Below are 24,971 nucleotides of genomic sequence, written 5' to 3'. Positions count from 1 at the left end.
GCTTCCCCGCCGACGTCACCGTCGCGCTCGACCAGAATCGCCGTCCGGATTCGTCGGAACCGACGGACTTCCCTTGCTCAGCACGTTCTCCACCAAGGCGGCCAGCAACGCCGTCCGCCGCGGCAATTCCTCGACCAGGACGTGTTCGTGATCGGCGTGCGCTCCGCCGCCGACCGCGCCGAGCCCGTCGAGTGTCGGCACGCCCAAGCCCGCGGTGTAATTGCCGTCCGAAGCCCCGCCGACGGCCGCTTCGGTCAATTCCGGCAAGCCGAGTTCGGCGGCCAATTCCTTGGCCAACCCGTACAACGCGGCCGAGGACACGGCGTCCAGCGGCGGGCGGTTGATCCCGCCGGTGATCCGTACTTGTGCGCCCTCCAGCACCGGTCGTAACGCGCGTACTTCCCGGTCGACGCGAAGCTGTTCTTCCTCGTCCCACACCCGCACGTCGACCTCGACCGCCGCTGCGGCGGGCACGGTGTTGACCGTGGTCCCGGCCGAAAGCACGGTCGGAACCACGCTGGTCCCGCGTTCCGGACTGGCGAGCGCGGCGACCGCGAGCACCTGGTGCGCGATCTCGATCCCGGCGTTGATCCCCTTTTCCGGTTCGAGTCCGGCGTGCGAGGCACGTCCGGTCACCTCGATCCGGTAGTGGGAAACGCCTTTGCGCCGGGTCTTGAGCGCGCCGCCGTCCGCGGAAGCCTCCAGCACGAACGCCGCCGCGCAGCCCCGCGCTTCTTCCTCGATCAGTCCGCGAGAAGACGGCGAACCCAGCTCTTCGTCCCCAGTGACCAAAATGGACAGTCCACTTCGGTCAGGAAGCGAGGCCGCGACGTGCAACGCCATCACCACGCCGGTCTTCATGTCGAAACACCCCGGACCGCGCAAGACCCCGTCCCGCACGGAAAACGGATGCGTCTCCAAAGACCCCATCGGCCAGACCGTGTCATGGTGCCCGAGCAGCAGCACCCGCGGCGGGCCTTCGCCGAATCGCCAGCGCAGATGCGTCCGTCCATCCAGGACAATCCGTTCCGGCTCCACGCCAAGCAACGCCTTGCCGACGCCAGCCAGCACGTCCGCGCTGTGCGCCACCGCGTCGAGGTCGGAGGACGGGGATTCGCAGCGCACCAACGTTTCGATGTCCGCGAGCAGAGCGTCCAGGTTGAACTCGGTCATCGCGGCTCACCCCGCAGCGGCTGGCCGGGGAACGCGTCGGGGAGCAGCTGCCCGTCGCGCACCACCGGAGTGCCCGCGACGAACAGGTGCCGCACGCCGACCGCGGGCCGGGTCGCGTCGAAATACGTCGCGGTATCGGTGATCGTGTCCGGATCGAGGACGACGATGTCCGCGTCCGCGCCGACGTTCAGCCGGCCCTTGGTCCGCGCACCGGGCGCGACCTCGTCGAGCACCCGCGCCGGGAGATAGGAACAGCGCCGGAAGGCTTCCAGCCAGGTCCAGACCCCGGCCTCGCGCACCATCAGCCGCAGCGACTTGGAGAACGTCCCCGCCGTGCGCGGATGCGTCGCGCCACCGGGAGGAAGCGGCCACTCGGTGGATTCGTGGGCCCCGTTCTGCCAGTACACCGGCATCGCGTCGCTCGCGACGATCGAGTCCGGGAACGCCAGCGCCTGGTGCAGCAGGGTGCGGTCGGCCGGGTCGTCCTCGTCGAGGAACTCGAGAATGCACGGCGCACCCGGCATCTCCGCACGGACCTGCAGCAACCGGCCCTCGTCCGCGATCCGCTCGCCGGTCTCCAGCAGGATCACCCGCGACGGGTTGAGGCCCTTCATCTTCAGCCGCTCCGGCGAGATGAAGGCCGCGCCGACCGCGGTGCTGCCCGCGCCGTACGGATAGGCCTCGACGGTCACTCGCGACCCGGCGGAACGCCCCGACTCCAGCGCGGCGAGCACGCGGTCGACGTGCCGGATGGAGGTGCTGTTGACGTGGCAGTGGTGCATTGCCGCGCCGGTCTCGGCCGCGACGATCGCGATCTCCTCGGACCCGTCGACCGGAGTGCCCGGATCGACCTCGACCAGCTCGCGGACGTGCGTGTACGTCGGCGCCTCGGCCTGTTTGGCCAGCTTCGCCAAGGCCAGGAACTCGGCCGGATCGCTGGCCGGCGCGTACCCGAGCAGCACGCCGACGCCGAGCGCGCCCGCCGCCAGCTCACCCTCCACCAGCGACAGCCAGGCGGCCAGCTCCTTCTTCGACGAGGAGCGCTGCCAGTCCGGAATCCCGAGCACGGAAAGCCCGGTGTTGATGTTCGCGTCCGGCTCGATGCCGGCGAGCACCTTCGCCCGCGCGGAACCCCACGAGGCCGAGAAGCCGTAGTGCAGCGGACGCCCCGCCGCGGCGGCGTCGGCGTAGGCCCGTTCGACCGGCATCAGCCCGGCCTCCAGGTCGAGCGCCGTCGTGACGCCGTCCATCGCCTGCAGCCGCTGTCCGGCGATCGAGTGCACGTGGCTGTGCAGATCGATGAACCCCGGCCCGACGACGTACCCGGCGACGTCGATCTCCACCTGGTCGTCCGCGCTGGGCAATCCCGGTCCGACCGCGATCACCTCGCCGCCGGATATCAGCACGTCAGCTGTGCCGTCGAAGCCCGTGGCCGGGTCGATGACGCGACCGCCACGCAGCAGTGTCCGCATGCTTGCCTCCTCGCCTCGCTGCTGGCGACCCTAGGAGGTTTCCCGGGCGGTACGTTCGTGCGCGCGGACGAATCCGGGACGGCAGATCTCTCCGCGCGCACAAACCGGAATTCGCTGGGCGAGCGCGCGCGAGCGCCCTAAGCTCGCGCACATGGCCTGCCGGATCACCGAACTCATCCTCGACTGCGCCGACCCGCAACGGATGGGCGATTTCTGGTGCGAAGTCCTCGGCTACGTCGAACTGGGCTGGGACGGCGATGACCTGGAGATCGGCCCGCCCGGAGCCGGTTTCGGCGGCCCGCAGCCGACGCTGATCCTCAGCCGCAGCACCGACCCGAAACCGGCGAAACTGCCGCTGCACCTGGACGTGAACCCGACCGACCGGGACCAGGACGCCGAACTGGAACGCCTGCTCGCGGCCGGCGCGCGCCCCGCCGACGTGGGCCAGACCGGCGAGGAGTCGTGGCACGTGCTCGCGGACCCGGAGGGGAACGTGTTCTGCCTGCTCCGCAACCGAGTCGACCCGGTGTCGTGAGTGTTCATCCCGGTTAGAACCGGGATCGCCGCTCACGACGCCCGGTGCCACTCCCGCCACCGGAACTGCCCGGTCTGGATCAGGTCAGCGGCGAACTCGAACCCACCCCGGGCCCTCCCCGCCGAAGGCGCGGGAAAGTGCGTCGGGAGCAGGACCGAACCACGCTCGCCCTCGAGAAGGCGGCTCCGCACTTCCGCCGCCTTCCCCGGGTCGACGCAGTACCGGGTGCTCAACTCCGGATGCCGGATCTGCACCCCGTGGTGCATCGTGTCCCCGGCGAGCAGCACGGTCCCGGCACTGCCGCGGACCCGCACGCACACGTTCCCCGGCGTGTGCCCGGCAGCGGGAACCAGCTCGGCGTGCTTGCCCACCGCCGCGTCCGGAGCGACGAACCTCAGCTGCCCGGCCTGCTCGATCGGCAGCACACTGTCGGCCAGGTAGTCGCCCGTCCGGCGCATGGCCGCCGCACCAGCCTCGCTCGACCAGTACCGGAACTCTTCCTCCACCACGAGATGCGGAGCGTGCGGGAAGACCGGCTCCCGCCGCACAGTGGCCGCGCCGACGTGGTCGGCGTGCAAGTGGGTGAACACGACCGCGTCCACCTCCTCGGGCCGCAACCCGGTTGCCAGGAACTGCCGCATCCACCGGTCCGGCAGCTGGTCGAATTCCGCCCGGCGGCGGTTTTTCCCCGCCCCGACGCACGCGTCGACCACCAGCACTTCGTCGGCCGAGCAGACGAGGAACGACTGGATGGCGAACACCAGCTTCCCCGCCGCCCGGTCGAACCACGGCTCCCGCGTGTACCAGTCGGCGAGGTCCGGTTCGAGTGCCGGGAAGAACTCGCCGGGCTCGATCAGCAGCCGGTCGTCCTCGATCAGGGGGACTACCGCGACGTCACCGAGATCGAACCAGTGCGGCATCGCGCTCCCTCCGCGCCTTCGCCCGCACCCGGCTCAGCCCGACCGCGCAAGCGATCGCGACCAGCACCGGAACGGCAGTCGCCAGGACGATCGTCTGGGCCGACAACGCCAGCGCGAGCAGCAACCCCGCGACCCCGGGTCCGACGATCGACCCGATCCGCCCGAGCGCCGCGGCCCAGCCGACGCCGGTCGTGCGGGTGCTCGCCGGGTAGATCGAGACCGCGAGCGTCAGCTGGCCGATCTGCCCCGCCGTCACCCCGAAACCGGCACCGGCCAGCAGCACGAACAGCAGAGTCTCGCCGACCGGCACCGTCGCCACGAGCACCATGCACACCGCCCCGATCGCCGGCATCAGGATCAGCGCCCGGGCGATCCCGATCCGCGCCGCCAGCGGGATGAGCACCAGACCGCCCGCGATCCCGCCCAGCGTCAGGAACGCGAGTCCCAGCGGGGCCTTCCCGGCGGCGAAACCGTATCCGGTGAGGAGGGTCGGAACCCACGAGATCAGCACGTACGCGGTGATGAAGATGAGGAACGAGAACGCCCAGATGAGCGACGTCGGCAGGCGCAGCCCTGGGCCGAACAGCCTGCTCACCTTGGCTTCCTGCTTCGCGCTGCTCTCCACCGCCGGCTCCCGAGCAGGCAGCACGACAGCCATCACCCCGGCCAGCAGCAGCGGAGCCAGCCCAGCGACGTAGAAGACCCCGGCGGACCCGACGCTGTGCAGCAGTTTGCCGCCGAAGAACCCGCCGAGGCTGCTCCCGGACGCGAGGCCGAGCGTCACCGCCACCGAAACCAGCTCCCGGCGGCCCTCCGCACTGTGTTTCGTCGCCAGCGAGACCCCGGCGGGCAGCACCAGCCCGAGACCGAGCCCGGTCACCAGACGGGCGGCGGCGAAGACCGGCATGGACTTCAGGGGCAGGATCGCGGCGGTCAGCACGGTCGCGCCCGCGAAGATCAGGACGCCGGTGAGCACCACCGAGCGCGCCCTCATCCGCGCGCCGACGTAACCCGCGGCCAGATATCCCGCGACGACCCCGATGTTGGTCAGCACCAACGGCAGGGTGAAAGCGGCGGGCGCGGCACCCCATTCGTGCGACAGGGTCGGGATCGTGAACGACAACGCGGCGGTGTCGAAACCGTCCAGGAGGACAGCGAGGAAGCAGAGCAGGACGACCGGCCAGTGGATGCTCTTGCTCATGGCGTGTTCTCCAGTGTCTGAGGGAAATTCCCGATCCGGAAACCGCTCCGCGGCCCGGGCGAGCCGGACCGCGCGAATTCGGTCCACCACAAGCGCATCTGGGCGCCAAGGCGTTCGACCTCGGCCCAGCTCGTGCCGCCCAGCATCGGGCTCCCGCGCCAGGATTCCGGGGTGCCCAGCAGGAAAGGCAGTTCCAGGCAATGGATCGCGCCGTAGCCGCCGTGTTCCGGAGTCCAGTCGAACTCGTAGGAGTACGCGCCGTACTGCTGTGCCAAAGCCCGCGCCGGACGACCGAAAAGCGGCTCGGTCTGGTCCGCGATCGCTTGCTGGAGCACGGGGTCCGGCACTCCGATCGCGAACGCCGCGCATTCCTCCGTCGTGTACCCGATCATCAAGTCCGGCAACGGATCGGCCAGCCGAATCTCGAGATCGACAATCCCGAACGGCGGCCGGGTCGACGTCGGATCCTTCGCGGCGTTCCACCGCAGAGTCCGCTGTTGCGCGGCAAGCAGCTGATCGACGGAGGCGGTAACCGGGTCTCCGCCGACCGCGTGGACGAAATACCGGCCGATCTCCCGCGCCGCGGCGCGTTCCTGAATGATCGCGGGGTCCGGTGAACTTTGGACGATCGCCCGCCGGATCAGCGCCCGACTGTCCGGAATGGACAACAAGGCCAGCGTCGAAAGCGCGCCCGCGGACTGCCCGAAGACGGTGATCTCGCCCGGGTCGCCGCCGAACGCCGCGATGTTGTCGCGCACCCATTCGAGCGCGAGCATCTGGTCCGCGAGGCCGAGATTGCCCTCGCTGACGTCGTCGTGGACCAGGTAGCCGAAGGCTCCCAGCCGGTAGTTGACCGACACCACGACCACGTCGCCGTCCGCGGCGAGCCGCCCGCCGTCGTACCAGGGAAGCGTGCCGCCTCCACTCAGGAAACCGCCGCCGTGCAGCCATACGAGCACCGGACGGGCCCCAGTCAGCGCGGGCGTCGCGACGGCAAGGTTGAGGCAGTCCTCGGACTGGGGCGGTTCGTCTCGCGGCGGACCCATCGCGGCCTCCAGCCGGGAGCCAAGCTGCGGGCAGATCGGCCCGGGCTGCGAGGCGTCAGCGCGGGGCTCGGCCGGTCGCGGCGGCTGGAACCGCTCGGCGGTGCCGTATCGCACGCCGCGGAACCGCAGCAGACCGTCGTCGCTTCGAGTGCCGAGGACGGGACCGGACGGTGGCCGGGCAGTGACAGGCTGGCATTCGGTCATCGCGGCTCTCCTTTGAGCGGGTGTCCGGCACCTTCGACCCGCAGTCAGGCTAAGAAAGTCCGGAATGCCTGACCAATGCTCTTTGCCGCCCGAGACATGTTTGCCCGGCTATACCTCACCGCGGGACGCAGCTGGTTCACGACGCACTCGCACCGGTTCGGTCCGGTTGCCGCCGGAGAACACGTCCGAGAGCTTCCCGATCAGCATCCCCAAAAGCGGAAGCCAGATCGGGCACAGCATCAGCGCCAGCAGCGGTCCCATGATCTTGAAAATCTCGAGGAATCCGTGCATCTCAAGGTCCCGCCTTTTCGGTCTCGGCCAGCAACGTCGCGAGCGTGCGCACCGCACGGTGCTGCAGCGCCCGGACGCTGTTGGGGTTCTTGTTCATGGTTTCGGCGACCTCGGCGACGGAGAGCCCGGCGAAAAACCGCAGCCGCACGCACTCGCGCTGCGGTTCGCTGAGGTCCGCCAGACACCGGCGCAGCGCCGCCGCTTCGATGCGGGCCAGCGCGAGCCGGTCGGCTCCACCGCGAAGGTCCGGTCCGTCGTGGTCTTTCCCGTCGAGCAGTTCGCGCCGGTAGCGGGCCGATTTGCGGTGGTCGCGCAGCAGGTTGTCGGCGATCGTGTACAGCCAGCCGGTGAACGAGCCGCCGTCCGGGCAGAAGTCCGGCAGTTTCCGCCACGCGCGCAGGAACGCCTCGCTCGTCAGGTCCTCGGCGACCGTCGCGGTCGGCACCCGCATCCGCAGGTAGCGGAAGACCGGCGGCGCGTGTTCCTGGTAGAGGACGGCGAACGCGGCCTGGTCGCCAGAGCGCGCTCGCCCCAGCAGTTCCGTCTCCACTTCGGCCTCACTCCCGTAGCCGCGACGCCGCGACGATCTTCATTACGCCGCCTCCCGCACCACGGGCACGAAGTCGACCTTGTCGCGCACGCCGCAATCGGGACACGTCCAGTCGTCCGGGATCTCCGACCACGCCGTTCCGGCGGCGAACCCCTCCAGTTCGTTGCCCTCCGCGACGCGGTAGACGTAGCCGCAGCCGGGGCACCGCGCGGCGTCCACGTCGTCGGCCAGCTTCGCCCGGGTGTCCGCGGCCGGTTCGTTCGCGCCGGCAGCGACGACCGGGTACTTCTTCAGCAGCGACGGCAGTTTGCCCGGCTGCACGTTCGCTTGCCGGAGGTCGCCGTCGAAATGCCGGTACACCCGCGGGTCCATCACCTTGCGGAACCACGCCGGAACCAGCGCGACGACCAGCATCCCGGTGTAACCGGTCGGCAGAACCGGGCTTTCCTTGAAGTCACGCAAAGTCTGGAACCGGCGCGTCGGGTTGGCGTGGTGATCGCTGTGCCGCTGCAGGTGATACAGCAGCACATTCGTCGCGACATTGTTGGAGTTCCAGGAATGCGCCGGGGTAACCCGCTCGTACCGGGTTTTCGCCCCATGCGTGACCTTCTTGCGCAGCATCCCGTAGTGCTCCAGGTAGTTCACGATCTCCAGCAGCGAGAACCCGAACACGGCTTGAAGCACCAGATACGGCAGGATCCCGACGCCCAGCCAAGCGAGCAGCGCACCCCACAGCACCACGCTCATCAGCCACGCGTTGAGCACGTCATTGCCGAGATGGAACGGGTGACTTCCCTTGCGGGCATAGCGTTTCCGCTCCACCCCCCAGGCACTGCGCAGCGAACCGAAGACCGTCCGCGGCCAGAACCGGTAAAAGCTTTCCCCCAACCGGCTCGACGCCGGGTCCTCCGGAGTGGCGACGCGCACGTGGTGCCCGCGGTTGTGCTCAATGTAGAAATGCCCGTAAAAACACTGTGCCAGCGCGATTTTCGCGGCCCAGCGTTCGGTGCTTTCCCGTTTGTGGCCGAGTTCGTGCGCGGTGTTGATCGCGATGCCGGCGACTGTGCCGAGCGTGATCGAGAGACCGATTTTTCCGCCGACGGAAAGATCGCCGCGCGCGAGCATCCACGCGCCCGCCACGAAACCGGCGTATTGCAACGGCAGGAACAGATAGGTGATCCAGCGGTAGTAGCGGTCCTCCTCCAGCGCCGCCATCACCTCGTCCGGCGGATTGGTGTGGTCGTATCCGGCGACGAGGTCGATCAGCGGCACGAGGACCAGCACGACCAGCGGACCGAGCCACAACGCGGCGGCGGACCCGGTCGCGGCGTGCAACGCGATCGCGCCGAACGGCAGCAGCGGCACCACGAGCCCGAGCGGCCACAGGTGCCGCTTCCGGTCGTGCCAGGCGGTTTCGCCGTTCGATCCGGCGAGGCGGTACTTCTTCATCGCGGCCTCCACGCGGTCTGTCGTTTTGCTGAAGGTAGGGATCCGTGAGCGGCGCGACACTGTGCGCGAAACCGAAACGCCCGGCTGCGTTGGGTCTCGGGCACGAACCCGGCGTACGGTGCTGCCTGTGACGTCGACGGCAGCCGCCACGCTGGCCAAGGTCGCGGACTCGGTCCTGGCCGAGCTCGCGCTGCTCCGCGCGCGAATCGCCGAGGAGGTCACCACCGAACTGCCGACGCTCGCGCCCGACGCGCAGGCCGCGGAGCTGCTGGACAGCACGGTCCGGGAGAACCTGGTCGCCGCGCTGGGCGTGCTGGGCGGCGCGACGGAGCCGGTGGACGTCGGGGCGCCGCCGGTCGCGCTGGAGTTCGCACGGCGGCTGGCTCAACGCCGCGTGCCGATCACCGCGATGCTGCGCGCGTACCGCCTCGGCCAGGCGGCCTTCCAGCAGGAGATGATCACCCGGATCGCCGCCGAGCCGGTGGATGCGGCGGACGTCGCCGTCGCCGCCACCGTGCTGTCGCAGGTCGCCTTCACCTACATCGACAAGATCTCCGAAGAGGTCGTCGAGGCCTATCAGCTGGAACGCGACACCTGGCTGCGGCACCGCAACGCGGCGCGGCTCGCGAAGGTGCGGGCTGCGTTGTCCGGCAAGCCCATCGACACCGCCGACGTCGAGAAAACCCTCGGCTACGCGCTGTCGGAACGGCACGTCGGCGCGGTGCTGTGGTGCGGCCCTGAACTGGACGAAAGCGACCGGTTGACAGCCCTCGAACGACACGCGGCGCTGCTCGCGAACGCCCTCGACACCACGCCGCTGGTCGTGGCACCGGACGCCTCGACCGTGTGGGCCTGGTTCCCGACCTCGACGCTCGACCTCGACGCGGTGTCCGCCGCGCTCGCCAGTTCACCCGATCCGGTGCGCGTCGCGTTGGGCGACCCGGCGAGCGGCCTGGCCGGATTCCGCACCACCCACCAGCAGGCCCGCCAGGCCGAGGCCGTCGCGCAGATGACCGAGCGAACCCAGCCGCGCCCCGTCACCGCGGCGGCGCAGCTCGGGCCGTTGGCGCTGGTCGCGGCGGATCCGTCGGCGGTCGCGGGCTGGGTCCAGTCGGTGCTCGGCGCGCTGGCCGACGACGACGAGGGACACCGCCGGATGCGCGAAACGGTGTGGGCGTACCTGTCCAGCGGGAGCAGCCTGATGATCGCCGCGCAGGAGCTGCACCTGCACAAGAACACCATCCAGTACCGGCTGCGCAAGGCCGAGCAGGAACGCGGCCGTCCGCTGTCCGAGGGACGGATCGACGTCGAGGTGGCGCTGCTGGCGTGCCGGTTGCTGGGCCCCGCGGTGCTCCGGCCGGTGGACTGATTTGTGCCGCGGGACCAGTCGGGTCCCGGCGTCCCGGTCTTCGGACCGATGCCCGCGTCCGGCCGGGCGGGAAGGCTTCTGGGGAACGAGTTCGCCACCTGCGAGGACCACGATGAACGACACCCGCGAAGACACCGACGTCCTCGTGATCGGCTCCGGCTTCGGCGGTTCCGTGAGCGCACTGCGACTGTCCGAAAAGGGCTATCGCGTCACCGTGCTGGAAGCCGGGCCCCGCCGTACCGAAGAGACGCTGCCGAAAACCTCGTGGGACATCCGGAATTTCCTGTGGGCGCCGCGGCTCGGCTGTTACGGGATTCAACGCATTCACCTGCTCCGAGACGTCGTCATCCTCGGCGGCGCGGGCGTCGGCGGCGGCTCTCTCAACTACGCCAACACCCTCTACGAACCGCCCGCACCGTTTTTCGAAGACCCGCAATGGGCGCACGTCACCGACTGGCAAGCCGAACTGAAACCGCACTACGACCAGGCCCGCCGGATGCTCGGCGTCACCCAGAACCCCACCGTCACCGCGGCGGACGAGGTGCTCCGGGAAGTCGCCGACGACCTGGGTGTCGGCTCTTCCTTCCGGCTCACCCCGGTCGGAGTTTTCTTCGGCGACAAAGACACTCCCGCCGGAACTGTCGTGCCAGACCCGTTCTTCGGCGGCGCCGGACCAGCCCGCCGAACCTGCACCGAATGCGGGTCCTGCATGACCGGCTGCCGCGTCGGCGCCAAAAACACGCTGGACCGCAATTACCTTTATCTGGCCGAACAACTCGGCGCGCACGTCGTCCCGATGACCACCGTGTTCGACGTGCGCCCCGCGGACGGCGGCTACCTCGTCACCGCGGCCCGCACCGGGAAGTCGCCTCGTCGCAGGAAAAACGTGCGCACTTTCTTCGCCCGCGACGTCATCTTCAGCGCTGGCACCTACAACACGCAGAAACTGCTCCACCAAGCCCGCGAAACCGGCGCGTTGCCGAACATTTCCGCCAGCCTCGGCCGATTGACCCGAACGAACTCCGAATCCATTCTCGGCGCGAAATCGAAACGCAAGGACGTCGACTTCACCCGCGGCGTCGCGATCACCTCGTCCATCCACCCGGACGAACACACGCACATCGAACCGTGCCGCTACGGCAAAGGCAGCAACGCGATGTCGCTGCTGCAAACCGCGCTCACCGACGGCGGCACATCCGTCCCGCGCTGGCTGACCTGGCTCGGCGCGTTCGCCAGGAATCCGCGCAACCTCACCTGGTTTTCGCCGCGCCGCTGGTCCGAACGCACCATCATCCTGCTGGTGATGCAAACACTCGACAATTCCATCACCGTCTCGAGCAAACGCACCCGCACCGGACGGCACAAACTGACCTCCAGCCCCGGCCACGGCGAACCGAACCCGACCTGGATCCCCGCCGGAAACGACGCCGCCCGCCGTGTCGCGGAGAAAATCGACGGCATCGCCGGCGGCACCACCGGCGAGATCCTGAACATCCCGATGACCGCCCATTTCCTCGGCGGCTGCGCGATTTCCGACGATCCGGACCGCGGCGTCCTGGACCCGTACCACCGCGTCCACGGCCATCCCGGCCTGCACGTCGTCGACGGTTCGGCGATCTCGGCGAACCTGGGGGTCAACCCGTCGCTGACGATCACCGCCCAAGCCGAACGCGCGATGTCCCTGTGGCCCAACCGCGGCGAGCAAGACCGGCGGCCCCCGCTGGGCGCACCGTACGAACGCATCGCCCCGGTCGCCCCACGGCATCCCGCGGTCCCGGCCGACGCTCCCGGCGCGCTCATTCCCTGACCGCACGGCAGCCCCCGACACCATTTCCGGAGCGGAATCCAGTACGCTTCCAGAAGCATTTCGACCACTGGGCCAATGCACCATTCCGCATATTTTTCATCAAAAACAAAACCGACCTCTCCGTCGGCCCAACTGATTCGCCTGAACGCGCGAGTGCCCGGACCCGGTCATCCTGCTAGCGTGTTCTTCGCGGAGGACTTCGCACGTGGCAGAAAGTTCATCAGCGATCGCTATCGAACCCATAAGAAATCCCAGCAGAAAGTGCGAACAGAGGAGGACTGGTTTCTGTGAAGACCCTTCCCGAGCGCTATCAGGCCCCGGAGGCATCCTCTGCCGGATGCTTCGCGACCGACACCCGGCGGCTCCGCCGCGGCGCACGCGACCACCGCCGGCACGGACGTCGCCGCCGCTGAGCAGGCGAACGACGCGCGGGTAGCGCTTGCTGCCCGCTGAGCTGAACCCGACGTGGCTGGAGGTCGAGTCAACCGGTCTTCAGCCACGTTCGTCATCCCGGCGTTTCCTCGACCGCCGAAAGGACTGGTTTCCGTGAGAACCCTTCCCGAGCGCTATCAGGCTCCGAAAGCAGCCGCGGCCGGCCGTTTCGCGACCGACACCCGCCAGCTCGGCCGGGGCGCGCTCGACAGCCGCTGGCGCGGACGCCTGCTTTATCGTTCCGGCCGCGCCTTCGCCCGCTGAGCAGGCGTGGACGATCACTCCGGGGAAATCGCGTCCTTTCCCCTCCGCTGAGCAGGCGGCCCGCACCTAGCGTCAGCCCGCTGAACCGACTTACTCCCGTCGTTCGAATCGATCCCGGTCGGGGTGCCGATGAACGCAGAGCCGAGCAGTCTTGTCGTCCTCCCCGACTCGCCGGGCGGAGCCGCGCTGCTGCCGCGAGTCCCTTACCCGCGGCCGAACGTCCTGTTCCATTCGTCCGGGCGGCCGTGGCTGGCCGGTCGCTGGAAGCCCGGGGAAATCCAGGTCGCCGTCGCGGGCCGGGCCCGGATCGCCGTGTTCGGGTTCTGCCCGCTGCCTGCCGAGCGGCTGACCGCCTGCGCCGCCCGATCGCGGACCGTGGCCGACGCGGACGCGCTCGCCCGCGTCCTGCCCGGCAGCGCGCACCTCGTCGCGTCGGTGAACGGGCAGGTCCGGCTGCAGGGCACGCTGGCGAACCTGCGCCGGGCCTTCCATGCCCGGATCGGCTCCGTCCCGGTCGCGGGCACCCGCGCCGACGTGCTGGCCGCGATGACCGGCGCGGACCTGGACGAGGATCTTCTCGCCGCGCAGCTGACGCAGATGCAGCTGCTTCCCCCGCTGATCGAGAAAAGCTGGTGGCTCACCGTGCACCCGGTGCCGCCGGATTCCTACGTCGCGCTGGCCGGCGACGACACGGTCCGCACCGCCCGCTGGTGGCATCCGCCGGAGCCGGTCCTGCCGATCCGCAAGGGCGCTCCCGCGGTCCGCGCCGCGCTGCGCGAAGCAGTCGCGAATCGACGCCCCGCCAAGGGCAGGCTGTCGCTCGATCTGTCCGGCGGAATGGACTCGACCACGCTGTGTTTCCTCGCCGCCGAGCAGACTTCCGACCTGTTCACGTTCCGGTGGACCGGAGGCAGCGTCGCCAACGACGACCCGTTCTTCGCCGCCGAAGCGGCTCGGCGGCTCCCTGGTATCGAGCACCTGGAACAGTCCGACGCCAGCGCGCCCGCGTTGTTCGCCCCGCCCTATGCGACGGACGACCTCGAAGCACCGTGGACGATGACCCGAGGGCTGAACGGCTCCGCCCACGGCGTGCGCGTGCTCGCCGAGCACGGTTCCGGCCTGCACCTGGCCGGGCACGGCGGGGACGAGGTCTTCAGCGGAACGCCCAGCTACCTCCACACCTTGGTCCGCCGTCGCCCGCTCACCGGCCTGCGGCAGCTCCGGGTCTACCGCAGCCTCGGCCGGTGGTCGTGGCCGCGGACCCTGTCCGCGCTGGCCGACCGGCAGAGCTGGAGCGACTGGTGGCGGGAGTCGGCCGACCAGCTGACCGACCCGCTGCCCCGGCCGGGCACGCCGGACCTGGGCTGGGCCGACCCGGTCCGGGCCGCGCCGTGGGCCACCGGCGACGCGCTCGCGACGACGCGGCGGGTGCTGTACGAAATCGCCGCCGAGGCCGCCCCGCTGGCCGCCGACCGCGGCCAGCACCAGGCGCTGACCAGCCTGCGTGCCGCCGGACCGCTGTGTCAGCAGATCCAGCGGGAGTACGCCGCCGACGGGGTCCCGCTCGACCTCCCGTACCTGGACGACCGGGTCGTCGAAGCCGCGCTCGCGGTCCGTACGTCCGATCGTTTCACGCCCTGGCGGTACAAACCGCTGCTCGCCGACGCGATGCGTGGGCTGGTTCCCGACGTCATCCTCGACCGCACCACCAAGGGCAACTACCAGGACGACGATGACGCCGAGGCGCACCGGCACGTACCCGACCTGCTCGATTACTTCGCCGATTCGGCCTTGGCCGCTCGCGGCCTGCTCGACCTGGACGCGCTCCGGGCCGCCCTCCTCGAACCGCGGCTGGACGACGAGGTGGAAGCGCACTTGGAGACCGCGCTCGGCTGCGAAATGTGGCTGCGGGCGATCGCCGAGAACCGGCCAGCGACCGACCGGAGGACCCATGCACCTGCACCCTGACACCGCACTCACCGAAACTCCGGACGGCTCGGTCCTGCTCAACAAACGCACCGGAAGTTATTGGCAGGTCAACCGAACCGGCGCGCACACCCTCGACCGCCTCCTCGCCGGAGAGACCGCCGAGCAGATCGCCGCGGACCTCGCGGCCAGGTACGACATCGACGCCGCCCGGGTGCGAGCCGACATCGCCGCGATGACCGAAACCCTGCTCGCCGCTGGATTGGTCGAACCGGCATGAGCCAGCCGACCGTGGTACCGCACCGAATTCACCTGCCGTGGCACCGAAAACTGCTGCCATTGCTCATGGTCGGCGTCGCGACCGTGCTGACCGCGTTGTCCCCCAAGCATCTCTGCGCGATCCTGCGCTTCGCCCGGCGAGGTGCGCGGCCCGCCACCTTCGAGCAAGCCCGCACCGCGCGTCGATCAGTAGTCGCGATCAGCCTGCGCTGCGCGGGCGACGGTTGCCTGCTGCGTTCCGTCGCGTCCGCCCTGCTGTGCCGCGCGCACGGCACCTGGCCGACCTGGCGTACCGGCGTGCGCACGCAACCCTTCAGCGCCCACGCGTGGATCGAAGCCGATGGCCAAGTTGTCGACGAAATCCACCCCGCAGGATATTTCGCCCCTTTGCTGACCGTCGCCCCGCTAAGGACCGCTCGGAATGACCGTCACCGCCCCTGACACCAGTCCGCCGGCCACCGACGAGCCCGTCCAGTCCCGGGCCGGCCTGCGCCACCTGTTCGCCACCACCCGAGGACACCGGAAAACCATCGCCGTCGCACTGCTTTTCACCCTAGTCGGTGCCGGACTTGGCCTGCTGCAGCCCATGCTGGCCATGCATACCATCGACGCGGTCGGAGAAGGCGGGACGGTCGGGTGGCTGCTGGTCGCACTCGTAGCCGTGTTCATCGCCGAGGCCGTCGCGGACACCATCGGCAGATACTGGCTGGAACGCTCCGGAGAAGGCGTCGTATTAGGCCTGCGAATCCGCCTGGTCAGCCACCTTTTGCGGCTGCCGATGCGCCTGTACGACCAACACCGCATCGGCGACTTGCTGTCCCGCACGACCGCCGACACGACCCTGCTGCGCGACACCCTCGCCTACGACCTGGTCGAAATGCTGACCGGAAGCTTCGTAGTCATCGGCGGCACCGTCGCCATGCTCCTGCTGAGCCCCTTGCTGTTCGGCATCGTAGCCGTCATCGTCGCCGGTGTTGGCGGCGTGACGCTATTTGTCTTGGCGCGCATCCGAAACGCCACCGAAAGCGCGCAAGACAACCTGGGACTGATGGCCGCGGAACTGGAACGAGCCCTCAGCGCCATCCGCACCATCCGAGCCACCCGCGCGGAAGACCGCGAAACCGATCGCATCGGCCATTACGCGCGCACGACCTATCAAGACAACGTCCGAGCCGCCCGCCTCAACTCTATCGCAGCACCAGCCGTAACCCTCTCGGCACACGGCGCCCTCATCGCGGTTCTGGTCACTGGCGGAGTCCAAGTGGCCAACGGAAACCTCACCCTCGCCGAGCTAGTCGCTTTCCTTCTCTACGTCAGTTATATCGCCGTCCCCAGCGCCGGTTTGTTCGAAGTGGCCGCCACGGTCCAAAAAGGACTGGGCGCTTTCCAGCGGGTCCACGACCTCACTCAACTCCCCACAGAAACCGACCATGCTCCCCCCTCACCGGCTTCCCCCGCCACCGCCCCAGTCCTGGAATTCCGAGACGTCTGGTTCAGCTACCACCCCGACCGCCCAGTACTGCGCGGCATCTCCTTCACCGTCCCGCGCCGAGGCCACGTCGCTTTGGTCGGCCCTTCCGGAGCCGGCAAATCCACCATTCTCGCGCTGATCGAACGCTTCTACGAGCCGGACCGAGGAACCATCCTGTTCAACGGACACCACCCGTCGATCACCGAATGCCGCCGAAGAATCGGCCTGGTAGAACAAACGACCCCCATCCTGCACGGCACCCTGCGAGACAATCTCACCTACGCCGCCCCCGACGCGACCGACGAGCAAATCCGGGATGCCCTGGAGAAAACCAACCTGACAGAATTCGTCACCCGCCTCCCGACCGGTTTGGAAACCCCCGCAGGCGAACACGGCGGCATGCTGTCCGGAGGCCAACGGCAACGCCTGGCCATCGCGAGAGCCCTCCTGGCGCGCCCGGAACTGCTCCTGCTGGACGAACCAACGTCCCAACTGGATGCGGTCAACGAGGCTGCGTTTGCCCGGACACTGGAACAGGTGGCTGGGGAGTGTGCGTTGCTGGTGATCGCCCACCGCCCGGCTACGGTGCGTCGGGCGCAGAAGGTGCTTGCTTTGGAGAACGGCCGGATCAGCACAGACGCGGGACTGATCCCTTAATGCCGAGAAATCCCAGGTAGCGGGGTCCGCATCAGAGATGCCGAGGTTCTTGGTGTCGTCAACCTCCGAGCAGTCCCCGTTCCTGTTGACGCGCAAGGAAACGACCAAGAAGCTCCGCGGTCATCGGTGGGCAGTCGAGTCCAGACCCGGCCAGGAAACCGGTGGTCCTCGGGGCCAGCCACTGAGCCTGCGGAACTGGCTCCGATGCACCGCCGGAGACGAATTCGCCGTCCGGGAACAACGTGAGCAGACTGCGGAACACGATACCGTCAGGCTGTTCCGCCGCATGCCGGAGACGACCGTGCCAATCCGCATAGGACAGTGGTTCCGCTGGGCAACCTGCTTCGGTCAGCAGTCCGCCCATTTCACACCAGGTGCGCACGTGCGGCGACATGACGTGGAACGTCTCGCCCGCAACTCCCTCGCGCCGGGAAAGGTCGACGATGGTGCTGACGACGAAGTCCACCGGCGCCAGTTCCACGGGCATCGGCAGTTCCACTGGGACCGCCCCGAGACGAGCGCACGCTACGATCAGCTGGCAAGTCACGTCGCGTGGGTTCGCCGCACCGGATCGGCTGTGCCACGCGACAGTGCCCAAGCGGTAGACGCTCACCGGCATTCCGCGCGCCGCCGCGGACCGCACCAGTTGTTCGGCAACCCATTTGCTCTGGGTGTACCCGCTGGCACCGGTCGGCGGTTCGCCCAGCGGCGACGCCTCGTGCACCGGCCCCGCGTCAAGAGGAAGTACGGACAGCGTAGAAACATAATGCACCGGTGCGGTTCCGGCCACACAGGCCAGCCGCAGGATTTCCTCAGTCCCGAGCACGTTGGCCGCGCGCATCGCCGGGTAGCCGTAAAGCGCGTTGACCATCGCGCCGTTGTGGTAGATCCGGCCAACACGCCCAGCAAGTGCCTCGTACCGTTCCTCCGAGAGCCCGAAGCGGGGTGCGGACAGGTCACCAGGGACAACTTCGACGCGTGCGGGGAGGCCGCTCTCGGGCAGGCCGAATCGGCGGAGAACTTCGCGGACCCGCTGTGCCCCTTCTTCGGCATCTCCAGCGCGCACCAGGCAGATGACCTGGTCAGAGGTCCGATCAAGCAGTTCCCGGAGCAGGAAGGCACCGACAAAACCCGTGGCTCCGGTGAGCAGGACGGCACCGGTTGCCCGGTGCGCTCCACCGCGAGGACGGATCTCGGCGGCGAGCTCGGTGTCCAGGCGCATCATTTCGGCTGCCTCCGTGGTCAGCGCCCCGGTGATCCGGCCGGCTAGTTCCGCGATCGTCGGGTAGGCCAGTACGTCCGCCAGCGGCAGATCGATCCCGGCCGCCGAGGCGGTGGCGGCCACTCGCAAGCTCATGGTCGAATCACCGCCCAACGCGTGGAAATTGTCCGAACGGCCGACCCGGTCGACACCGAGCACCTGGACCCAGATCTCGGCGAGCCTGGCTTCGAGCGGGGTTCGCGCTGGCTGGAATTCCTGGACGAGGTCCGGGCGGGCGCCTTCAGGAGCGGGCAAGGCGGCCCGGTCGACCTTTCCTCCCGCGGCGACGGGAATGGCGTCGAGCATCATCACGGTCGCGGGGACGAGGTACCCGGGCAATGTCTCAGCTGCGAACTCGCGCAGTGCCGCTACGTCGGGGACGCACCCGCGCCGGGTCACGACGTACGCAGCGAGGCTCCGGTGACCGACGTCGTCAGTCCTGGCCACCGCGATGGCCTCGGCCACGTCAGGATGGGCTGTTAACCGGGCTTCGATTTCGCCCGGCTCCACCCGGTAGCCCAGGATCTTGAATTGCTCGTCGATCCGGCCGAGGAACTCCAGAGTGCCGTCGGGCCGGTATCGCGCGAGATCCCCCGTCCGGTACAGCCTGCCGCCCGGTTCCCTGCCGAAAGGGTCCGGCACGAACCGCTCAGCGGTGAGCCCAGGCAGAGATCGGTAACCACGTGCGAGACCCGCACCTCCGATGTAGAGCTCCCCAGGCACACCGAGCGGTGTCAGGTTCAACCGGTGATCCAGGATGTACAGCCGGGTGTTGTCGATCGGCCTGCCGACCGGAATGGTCGAGGACTCGATGTCCTCAGCCCGGACTTCGCGGGCCGCGCAACCGACGACGCTCTCGGTCGGCCCGTACTCGTTGATCAGGCGAGCGCCGGGTGCGAGGTCCCTCCACATCGCGACGACGTCTGGCCGCAACTCCTCACCGCCGACAACGAACGTACGTACCGAACGGACCCGCGCCCCATCGGGCAGAAGGCCACGCACCATCTCGAGGTGTGCGGGGGTCAGCTTCAGCAGACTGAAATCCGTCTGCCGGGCCAGCAGCCCGGCAAGTGCTGCCAGTTCGCCGTTCTCCGGCAACAAGGTGACGTCTCGCCCGCTGATCAAGGGCAGGAAGAGGTTCGGCAGTGACAGGTCGAAAGCAATCGAGCCCAGCATCGGAGCTCCGGACTCGCCGTCCATCCCGTACTCGTCGCGCGCCCAGCGAAGATAGTTCGACAGCCCGCGGTGAGTAACCAGCACTCCCTTCGGCTTGCCAGTGGATCCGGAGGTGTACATGACATAAGCGAGCTGATCCTGATCAACGCTCGGTGCCGGCTCCAGCGCCGAGCCGCCCTCGAGTTCCGCCCGGTCCCGGTCGAGACATCTCACTTCGCCGCCGAACGACTTCAGCCCGGGCAACAGGCTTTCCTGCGTCAATACCAGATCGGCCCCCGCGTCGGCGAGAACAGCGTTCAGGCGCGCCGGCGGGTGGCTTGGATCAACCGCTACGTAAGCACCACCGGATTTGAGAATCCCCAGGAGCGCCACCAGCATATCGGCCGAATGCCTCACACACACTCCGACGACGATGTCCGCTCCGACGCCGCGCTCACGCAGATACCCGGCGAGTCTGGCCGCACGCACGTCGAGCGACCGGTAGCTGACCGCCTTCCCTTCGGCCGTGACCACAGCCGTCGCTTCCGGTGTCGCGGCCGCGTGCTCCGCGAAAAGTTCATGGATGGGGGCCCACGGGCGGCGCACTTCAGTGTCGTTCCAGCCGATGACGAGCTTCTCGTGTTCTCCGTCTGGAAGGCAGGCCGCGAAAGCATCTCCATCGGGTTCAGCGATCATTGTCTCCAGGACGTGCCGGTACATCCTGCCCAGGTATTCGGCGTTCCGGCGAGCGAGCACACTCGGGCTGCTGGTTAGCAGCAGATGACCGCCGAGGACAGTGACTGTCAACGGGAACTCGTTCGGACTGTCGTCGATGCTCTCTCCGACATCGATCACCTCCTGGTCGATCATCCGGAAGTCGAGGTAGTTGAACAACACGTCGATCAGCCCGCGACCCGTCGCATCGTCGCGGCGGATGGCGGAGAGCGGATAGCGCCGGTGCGGCCACATGTCCACTTCGGACTCGTATACCCGGCGCACCAGATCCCGCCAGGATCCCTCGCCGAGAACGAACGGGAACGGCACCGAATTCAAGAACATCCCGTACAGGCGTTCGGCTCCGGCGACCTCGGGGCGGGTGTCGCATACCAGTCCGGTGGAGAACGCGGACTCGTCGAAGACCTGGCTGATCACCTTGAGATGCGCGGCGTGCAGCACGCTCTTCAACGAAACCGCCGCGCTCGCGGCCAACTCCTTCAGTTCGCCGAACAGGTCGGTGAGTGGGACACGCACTTGGAATCGCCTGTCCGGCACAGCGGGTTCCGCCCACGCCCTCGGGAGTGTCGCCGGGACGTGCCGGGCGACCAGGTCGGCCCAATATTCGCGATGTTCCGCCGAGCGGAGGGTTTCTCGCTCCAGCGCGACGAAATCGGCGTGCCTGGCGGACGCGGGCTTGTGTTCTGGTGGTTCGGCCCCATCACGGAGTGCCCGGTAGCAAGACAACAACTCCATCAGCAACGAGTGGTAACTCCAGCCTTCCAGGATCGCGTGGCACTCGGTGATCGAAAGACGCCAGCCCTCCTCGTACTCGTGCACGAACCAACGCAGCAACGGAGGAGTCTCGAGATCGAACAGCGTCTCGCGTTCAGTCGTGATGAATGCGGCAAGCAGGCGATCCTGTTCGGCGGGATCGACCCCACGCAGGTCGGCCGTGCCGAACGGCAGGCCGACAGCCGAGTAGACCAATTGAAGCGGTTCCGAGAACCCGGTCAGGTGCATCGCGGTCCGCAGCGGCTCGTGACGGGACACCAACAGGCGCGCGGCCGCCACGAACGCGGCCGCGTCGAATGGCTGGTCGTCGCGGATACGGAAAGAGGTCACGTTGTGATAGGCGTTCCGACCCCCGGCAAGCAGTTGCACCACCATGCCGCTCTGTGCGCGCGACATCGGATAGGCATCGTCAAGCCCGTCCGGCAGCAACTCCAAGTCGGCCTTCGACAGCAGCTCGAACGGCTCCACCCGAGGCCGGTCTCCAGCGCTCCTCGGCAGTATCGCCAGGCTTTCGCACAGCGCGGCCACAGTACTGTGCGCGAACACGTCCCTTACCGAAACATCGAACCGCGCAGCCCGCATCGATCCGACCACCGACACCGCGCTGAGAGAATCGCCTCCGAGTTCGAAGAAATTGTCCAGAACGCCCACGCGTTCGCGGTCGAGAACCTCGCCCCAGATCGCGGCGACCTGTTCCTCGATCGCGGTTCTCGGCGCGAGGTAGGGTTCGCGCACCGCCGATGAGGCACGCCCCGGAGCGGGCAGTGACCTGTGGTCCAGCTTGCCGTTCGGGGTCATGGGCAACTCGTCGATCAGCACATACACCGCGGGGACCATGTACGAGGGGAGCGCGCGAGCGACGAACTCTCGCAACGCTTCCCTGCGCAACTCGGCTCCGGCGGCCGGAACCACGTAGCCGACGAGTTCATTCTTGCTCTTCTCCCCGGCACGGAGCACGATCGCGGCGGCCCGCACGCCCGGACAGGCGAGCAGCGCCTTCTCGATCTCGCCGAGTTCGACCCGGTAGCCGCGAATCTTGACCTGATTGTCCGCGCGGCCCAGCGATTCAAGCACCCCGCCCCGCCGCCAGCGAGCCAGATCACCGGTGCGGTAAAGCCGTGTACCCGGCGGTCCGAACGGATCCGGCACGAATCGTTCCGCAGTGAGTGCCGGCTGGTTCAAGTAGCCGCGTGCGACCCCAGGACCGCCTACGTGAATCTCTCCCGGCACGCCTACCGGAGCTGGGCCGCCGTCGGAATCCAGTACGTACACCCGCAGGTCTGGCAGAGCACGACCGATCAAGCTCGGCGCGGCATCGGCAAGCTCCGGCCTGCGGACAAGGTGGTAGGTGACGTGCACGGTGGTCTCGGTGATCCCGTACATGTTCACCAGTTCGGGCTCCGCTGCCCCCAGCAGGTCCGCCCATGGCATCAGCTCCGCGAACTCCAGCCGTTCGCCACCGAAGACGACGGTTCGCAGGGAAAGCCGTGAAATTCGCTCGTCGCCGGATGCCGCGGCCGCGACCAATGCCCGGAACGCGGACGGCGTCTGGCTCAGCATCGTGACCCGCTCCCCGACGAGCAGGTCGATGAACTCCTCCGGAGTACGCGCCGCCTGCTCGGACACGACCACCGCCCGTCCGCCGTGCAGCAACGCGCCCCACAGCTCCCAGACCGAGAAGTCGAAGGCATACGAGTGGAACATCGTCCAGACACCGGTATCGTCGAGTTCGAATTTCTCGCCCGCCGCGGCGAACAACCGCAGCACGGCGCGGTGGGTGAGACAGACGCCTTTGGGCTTTCCGCTCGAACCCGAGGTGTGGATGACGTAGACCAGGTTGTCCGGTTCGGCGGCGGGCACGAGATTCGCGCGTGGCGAGTCCGCGACAGCCGCCGCGTCTCTATCCAGCAGAACCCTTTCGCCGTCGTACCCCTCAGGCAACGAAGACAGGTTCGGGCCGTCGGTGACGACCAGCCGCGCGTTGGTGTCCGCGAGAATAAGGCCCAGCCGGTCCGCCGGCCAGGACGGATCGAGCGGAACGTAGGCACCACCGGCCTTGAGAATGCCGAGCAACGCGATCACCAGCCCGCTACCGCGCCCAAGGCAAACACCGACCAGGGTTTCGAGCCCTACCGCCTGCGCTCGCAGATAGTGTGCGAGCTGGTTGGATCGCGTATTCAGTTCGGCGTAGGTCATCGCCGTCGCGCCGTCCGTGAGTGCGATCGAGTCAGGGCGCGTCCTCGCCTGAGCCTCGAACCGCTCGTGCAGCGTTCCTTTCTCGACAGTGGCCGCGATCCTGGCCTCACCGCCGGTGTCGTTCCACTCTTCGAGCAGCCGAACGCGTTCAGCGGGCGCGGTCATCGGGAGCTGCGACACTGGAGCGGTGGCGTCGGCCGCGATCCCGGCCAGCAAGCGCACGTAGTGCTCGGCGAGCCGGGACATGGTGTCCTGGTCGAATAGCGAGGTCGCGTACTCGAGGAATCCGCCAAGCGCACCGCCGGGCAGCTCGCCTATTTGAAGGTTCAGGTCGAACTTCGCGACTGTCCACTCGACCTCAGCTGGCTCGACCGTCAAGCCGGGCAGGTCGAGATCCGTCCCGTCTCCGATCGGCTGGAGACCGAACATCACTGTGAACAACGGTGTGCGGGACAGATCCCGCTCGGGAGCGAACTCGCCGACCAGCCGTTCGAAGGGGACGTCTTGGTGCGACATCGCGTCGATCATCGCGGTCCGGGTGCCCGCCAGCAGTTCGGTGAAGCGCGGGTCGCCCTGCCACCGATTGCGCACCACCACGGTGTTGACCAGGTAACCGATCAACTCCGCGGTCTCAGGATGGTCCCGGCCCGCGACCGCTGTGCCGACAGCGATGTCGCGGCGGCCGCTGTACCTGGACAACAGTACCTGGAACGCGGCGAGCAGGACGGTGAAGAGAGTCGTTCCCTGAGCCAGAGCTAGCTCGCGGAGCCTGCCGGGAAGCTCTGGCGGCAGCTCGAACCGCACAGTCGCTCCGGCATGGCCGCGAATCGCTGGACGCGGCCGATCAGTGGGCAGCTCCACCGGGGTGCTCCCAGTGAGTATCGGCCGCCAATAGTCAAGCTGCTTCCGCAACCGCGCGCCGCCGATGCGCTCGCGCTGCCAAGCCGCGAAGTCGGCGTATTGAACCTGCAACGGCACCGCCGGCGACGGATCGCCGGCAAGGTGCGCACGGTACCTTCCGGCGAGTTCGGCGGACAGCAGTCCCAGCGACCAACCGTCACACGCGATGTGGTGCACGACGAGCACGATCAGGTGGTCGTGGGAGTTGATCCGCAATACCCGAAACCGAGCGGGCAAGTCCGTTTCGAGGTCGAACGAGGACCTGGCCTGTTCGTCTGCGAGTCGACCGGCACGTGCGACCCGCTCCGCTTCCGGCAGTGAGGTCAGATCGATGACGTCGAAGTCGCATTCCCCGATACCGCCGATGCGCTGAACCAGCTCGCGCCCCTCCGCTCCGTATCGGGTGCGCAGGATCTCGTGCCGGGCCACCACATCCGCCCAGGCCGACCGCATCGCCTCGACCAGCAGAGGCCCGGTGACCCGCACCGCCCAGGGCACCAGGTATTCGGAACTGCCGCCAGACAGACGGTCGAGAAACCAGAGGCGACGCTGTCCGAACGAGAGCGGCACCGAGCCGGTCCTGTCGATCGCCCCGATCTCGGTGCCGCGGGCGGCCTTGTGCCCGGCGAGCCTGCGAGCGACGAGTTCTTCGCGAACCTGCGCCAAGCCGGCCTGGGTTCGGCCCGCCGGGTCGATAGCGAATCCGTTCACCTGATCTCGCTCCTCGAAATCTGCTCTCGCCCGCTGTGCCGGGGCGTTGCCATCGCCGGAAACCGCCATCGGCGCCGTGCCGGTCAGGAAATCAGCGCCGGGCCCGCGGCTGGAAGTGTTTGGCGACTGCTCGCCACGCCGGACCGGGGCCACCGCGACCCGCGCGGCAGCCCCGGCCCGGTCACTCATTCAG

17 protein-coding genes are annotated in these 24,971 nt (G+C 68.3%); 8 read left to right on the top strand and 9 right to left on the bottom strand.

Annotated features, from left to right (window positions below; all coding sequences use genetic code 11):
• Positions 1-15: 15 nt before the first annotated feature.
• Complete coding sequence (locus F9C12_RS29710) at positions 16-1,173, bottom strand: M20 family metallopeptidase (RefSeq protein WP_409462559.1); 1,158 nt, start codon at positions 1,171-1,173, stop codon at positions 16-18.
• Positions 1,170-2,645: an amidohydrolase family protein gene (locus F9C12_RS29705; protein WP_409462558.1), complete on the bottom strand. Its 1,476-nt coding sequence runs from the start codon at positions 2,643-2,645 to the stop codon at positions 1,170-1,172. Before F9C12_RS29705 ends, F9C12_RS29710 begins: the two co-directional genes overlap by 4 nt.
• Before the next feature lie 151 nt (positions 2,646-2,796).
• On the opposite strand from F9C12_RS29705, the gene F9C12_RS29700 reads away from it, so the two are divergent.
• Positions 2,797-3,180 (top strand): VOC family protein, encoded by a 384-nt coding sequence (locus F9C12_RS29700; RefSeq protein ID WP_409462557.1) that lies wholly within the window; start codon positions 2,797-2,799, stop codon positions 3,178-3,180.
• Between the two features lie 32 nt (positions 3,181-3,212).
• Here F9C12_RS29700 and F9C12_RS29695 read toward each other — a convergent pair whose 3' ends face one another.
• From F9C12_RS29695 to F9C12_RS29670, 6 genes are all read right to left on the bottom strand, one after another.
• A complete protein-coding gene (locus tag F9C12_RS29695) occupies positions 3,213-4,100 on the bottom strand; it encodes an MBL fold metallo-hydrolase (protein WP_409462556.1) in 888 nt (295 codons plus the stop codon).
• On the bottom strand, positions 4,075-5,301 hold the full coding sequence (locus F9C12_RS29690; protein ID WP_409462555.1) for an MFS transporter: 1,227 nt from the start codon (positions 5,299-5,301) through the stop codon (positions 4,075-4,077). The genes F9C12_RS29695 and F9C12_RS29690 overlap by 26 nt, the downstream gene beginning before the upstream one ends.
• The gene (locus F9C12_RS29685) at positions 5,298-6,551 is read right to left on the bottom strand and encodes a carboxylesterase family protein (RefSeq protein ID WP_409462554.1); all 1,254 of its coding nucleotides are present in this window, start codon (positions 6,549-6,551) and stop codon (positions 5,298-5,300) included. Before F9C12_RS29685 ends, F9C12_RS29690 begins: the two co-directional genes overlap by 4 nt.
• Positions 6,552-6,659: 108 nt before the next feature.
• A complete protein-coding gene (locus F9C12_RS29680; protein ID WP_409462553.1) occupies positions 6,660-6,842 on the bottom strand; it encodes a hypothetical protein in 183 nt (60 codons plus the stop codon).
• A 1-nt stretch (position 6,843) separates the two neighbouring features.
• The gene (locus F9C12_RS29675) at positions 6,844-7,392 is read right to left on the bottom strand and encodes an RNA polymerase sigma factor (protein ID WP_409185044.1); all 549 of its coding nucleotides are present in this window, start codon (positions 7,390-7,392) and stop codon (positions 6,844-6,846) included.
• 42 nt (positions 7,393-7,434) lie between these two features.
• A complete protein-coding gene (locus F9C12_RS29670) occupies positions 7,435-8,841 on the bottom strand; it encodes a fatty acid desaturase (RefSeq protein ID WP_409462552.1) in 1,407 nt (468 codons plus the stop codon).
• A gap of 127 nt (positions 8,842-8,968) precedes the next feature.
• Between F9C12_RS29670 and F9C12_RS29665 the strand changes: the two genes are divergently transcribed.
• The 7 genes from F9C12_RS29665 (at position 8,969) to F9C12_RS29635 (ending at position 17,046) form a co-directional block, all read left to right on the top strand.
• Positions 8,969-10,210 (top strand): PucR family transcriptional regulator, encoded by a 1,242-nt coding sequence (locus F9C12_RS29665; protein ID WP_409462551.1) that lies wholly within the window; start codon positions 8,969-8,971, stop codon positions 10,208-10,210.
• A gap of 112 nt (positions 10,211-10,322) precedes the next feature.
• Positions 10,323-12,017 (top strand): GMC oxidoreductase, encoded by a 1,695-nt coding sequence (locus F9C12_RS29660; protein WP_409462550.1) that lies wholly within the window; start codon positions 10,323-10,325, stop codon positions 12,015-12,017.
• 546 nt (positions 12,018-12,563) lie between these two features.
• Entirely contained in the window at positions 12,564-12,713 is a 150-nt protein-coding gene (locus tag F9C12_RS29655; protein WP_409462549.1) for a hypothetical protein, read from the top strand.
• A gap of 129 nt (positions 12,714-12,842) precedes the next feature.
• Positions 12,843-14,681 (top strand): asparagine synthase-related protein, encoded by a 1,839-nt coding sequence (locus tag F9C12_RS29650; RefSeq protein ID WP_409462548.1) that lies wholly within the window; start codon positions 12,843-12,845, stop codon positions 14,679-14,681.
• A complete protein-coding gene (locus F9C12_RS29645) occupies positions 14,665-14,919 on the top strand; it encodes a lasso peptide biosynthesis PqqD family chaperone (protein WP_409462547.1) in 255 nt (84 codons plus the stop codon). The genes F9C12_RS29650 and F9C12_RS29645 overlap by 17 nt, the downstream gene beginning before the upstream one ends.
• Positions 14,916-15,359 carry a lasso peptide biosynthesis B2 protein gene (locus F9C12_RS29640; RefSeq protein WP_409185037.1) on the top strand — a complete coding sequence of 148 codons (444 nt, stop codon included), beginning with the start codon at positions 14,916-14,918 and terminating at the stop codon, positions 15,357-15,359. The genes F9C12_RS29645 and F9C12_RS29640 overlap by 4 nt, the downstream gene beginning before the upstream one ends.
• Complete coding sequence (locus tag F9C12_RS29635) at positions 15,340-17,046, top strand: ABC transporter ATP-binding protein (RefSeq protein WP_409462546.1); 1,707 nt, start codon at positions 15,340-15,342, stop codon at positions 17,044-17,046. The genes F9C12_RS29640 and F9C12_RS29635 overlap by 20 nt, the downstream gene beginning before the upstream one ends.
• A 58-nt stretch (positions 17,047-17,104) precedes the next feature.
• Here the strand turns inward: F9C12_RS29635 and F9C12_RS29630 are convergent, their stop codons facing one another.
• Positions 17,105-24,967, bottom strand: a complete 7,863-nt coding sequence (locus tag F9C12_RS29630) for an amino acid adenylation domain-containing protein (protein WP_409462545.1) — start codon at positions 24,965-24,967, stop codon at positions 17,105-17,107.
• Positions 24,968-24,971: the final 4 nt, after the last annotated feature.

It is taken from the genome of Amycolatopsis sp. GA6-003, assembly GCF_046267895.1.
GTDB lineage: Bacteria > Actinomycetota > Actinomycetes > Mycobacteriales > Pseudonocardiaceae > Amycolatopsis.
Note: the sequence above shows the minus strand (reverse complement) of the source record. Positions and strands in the feature narration are given on the sequence as shown.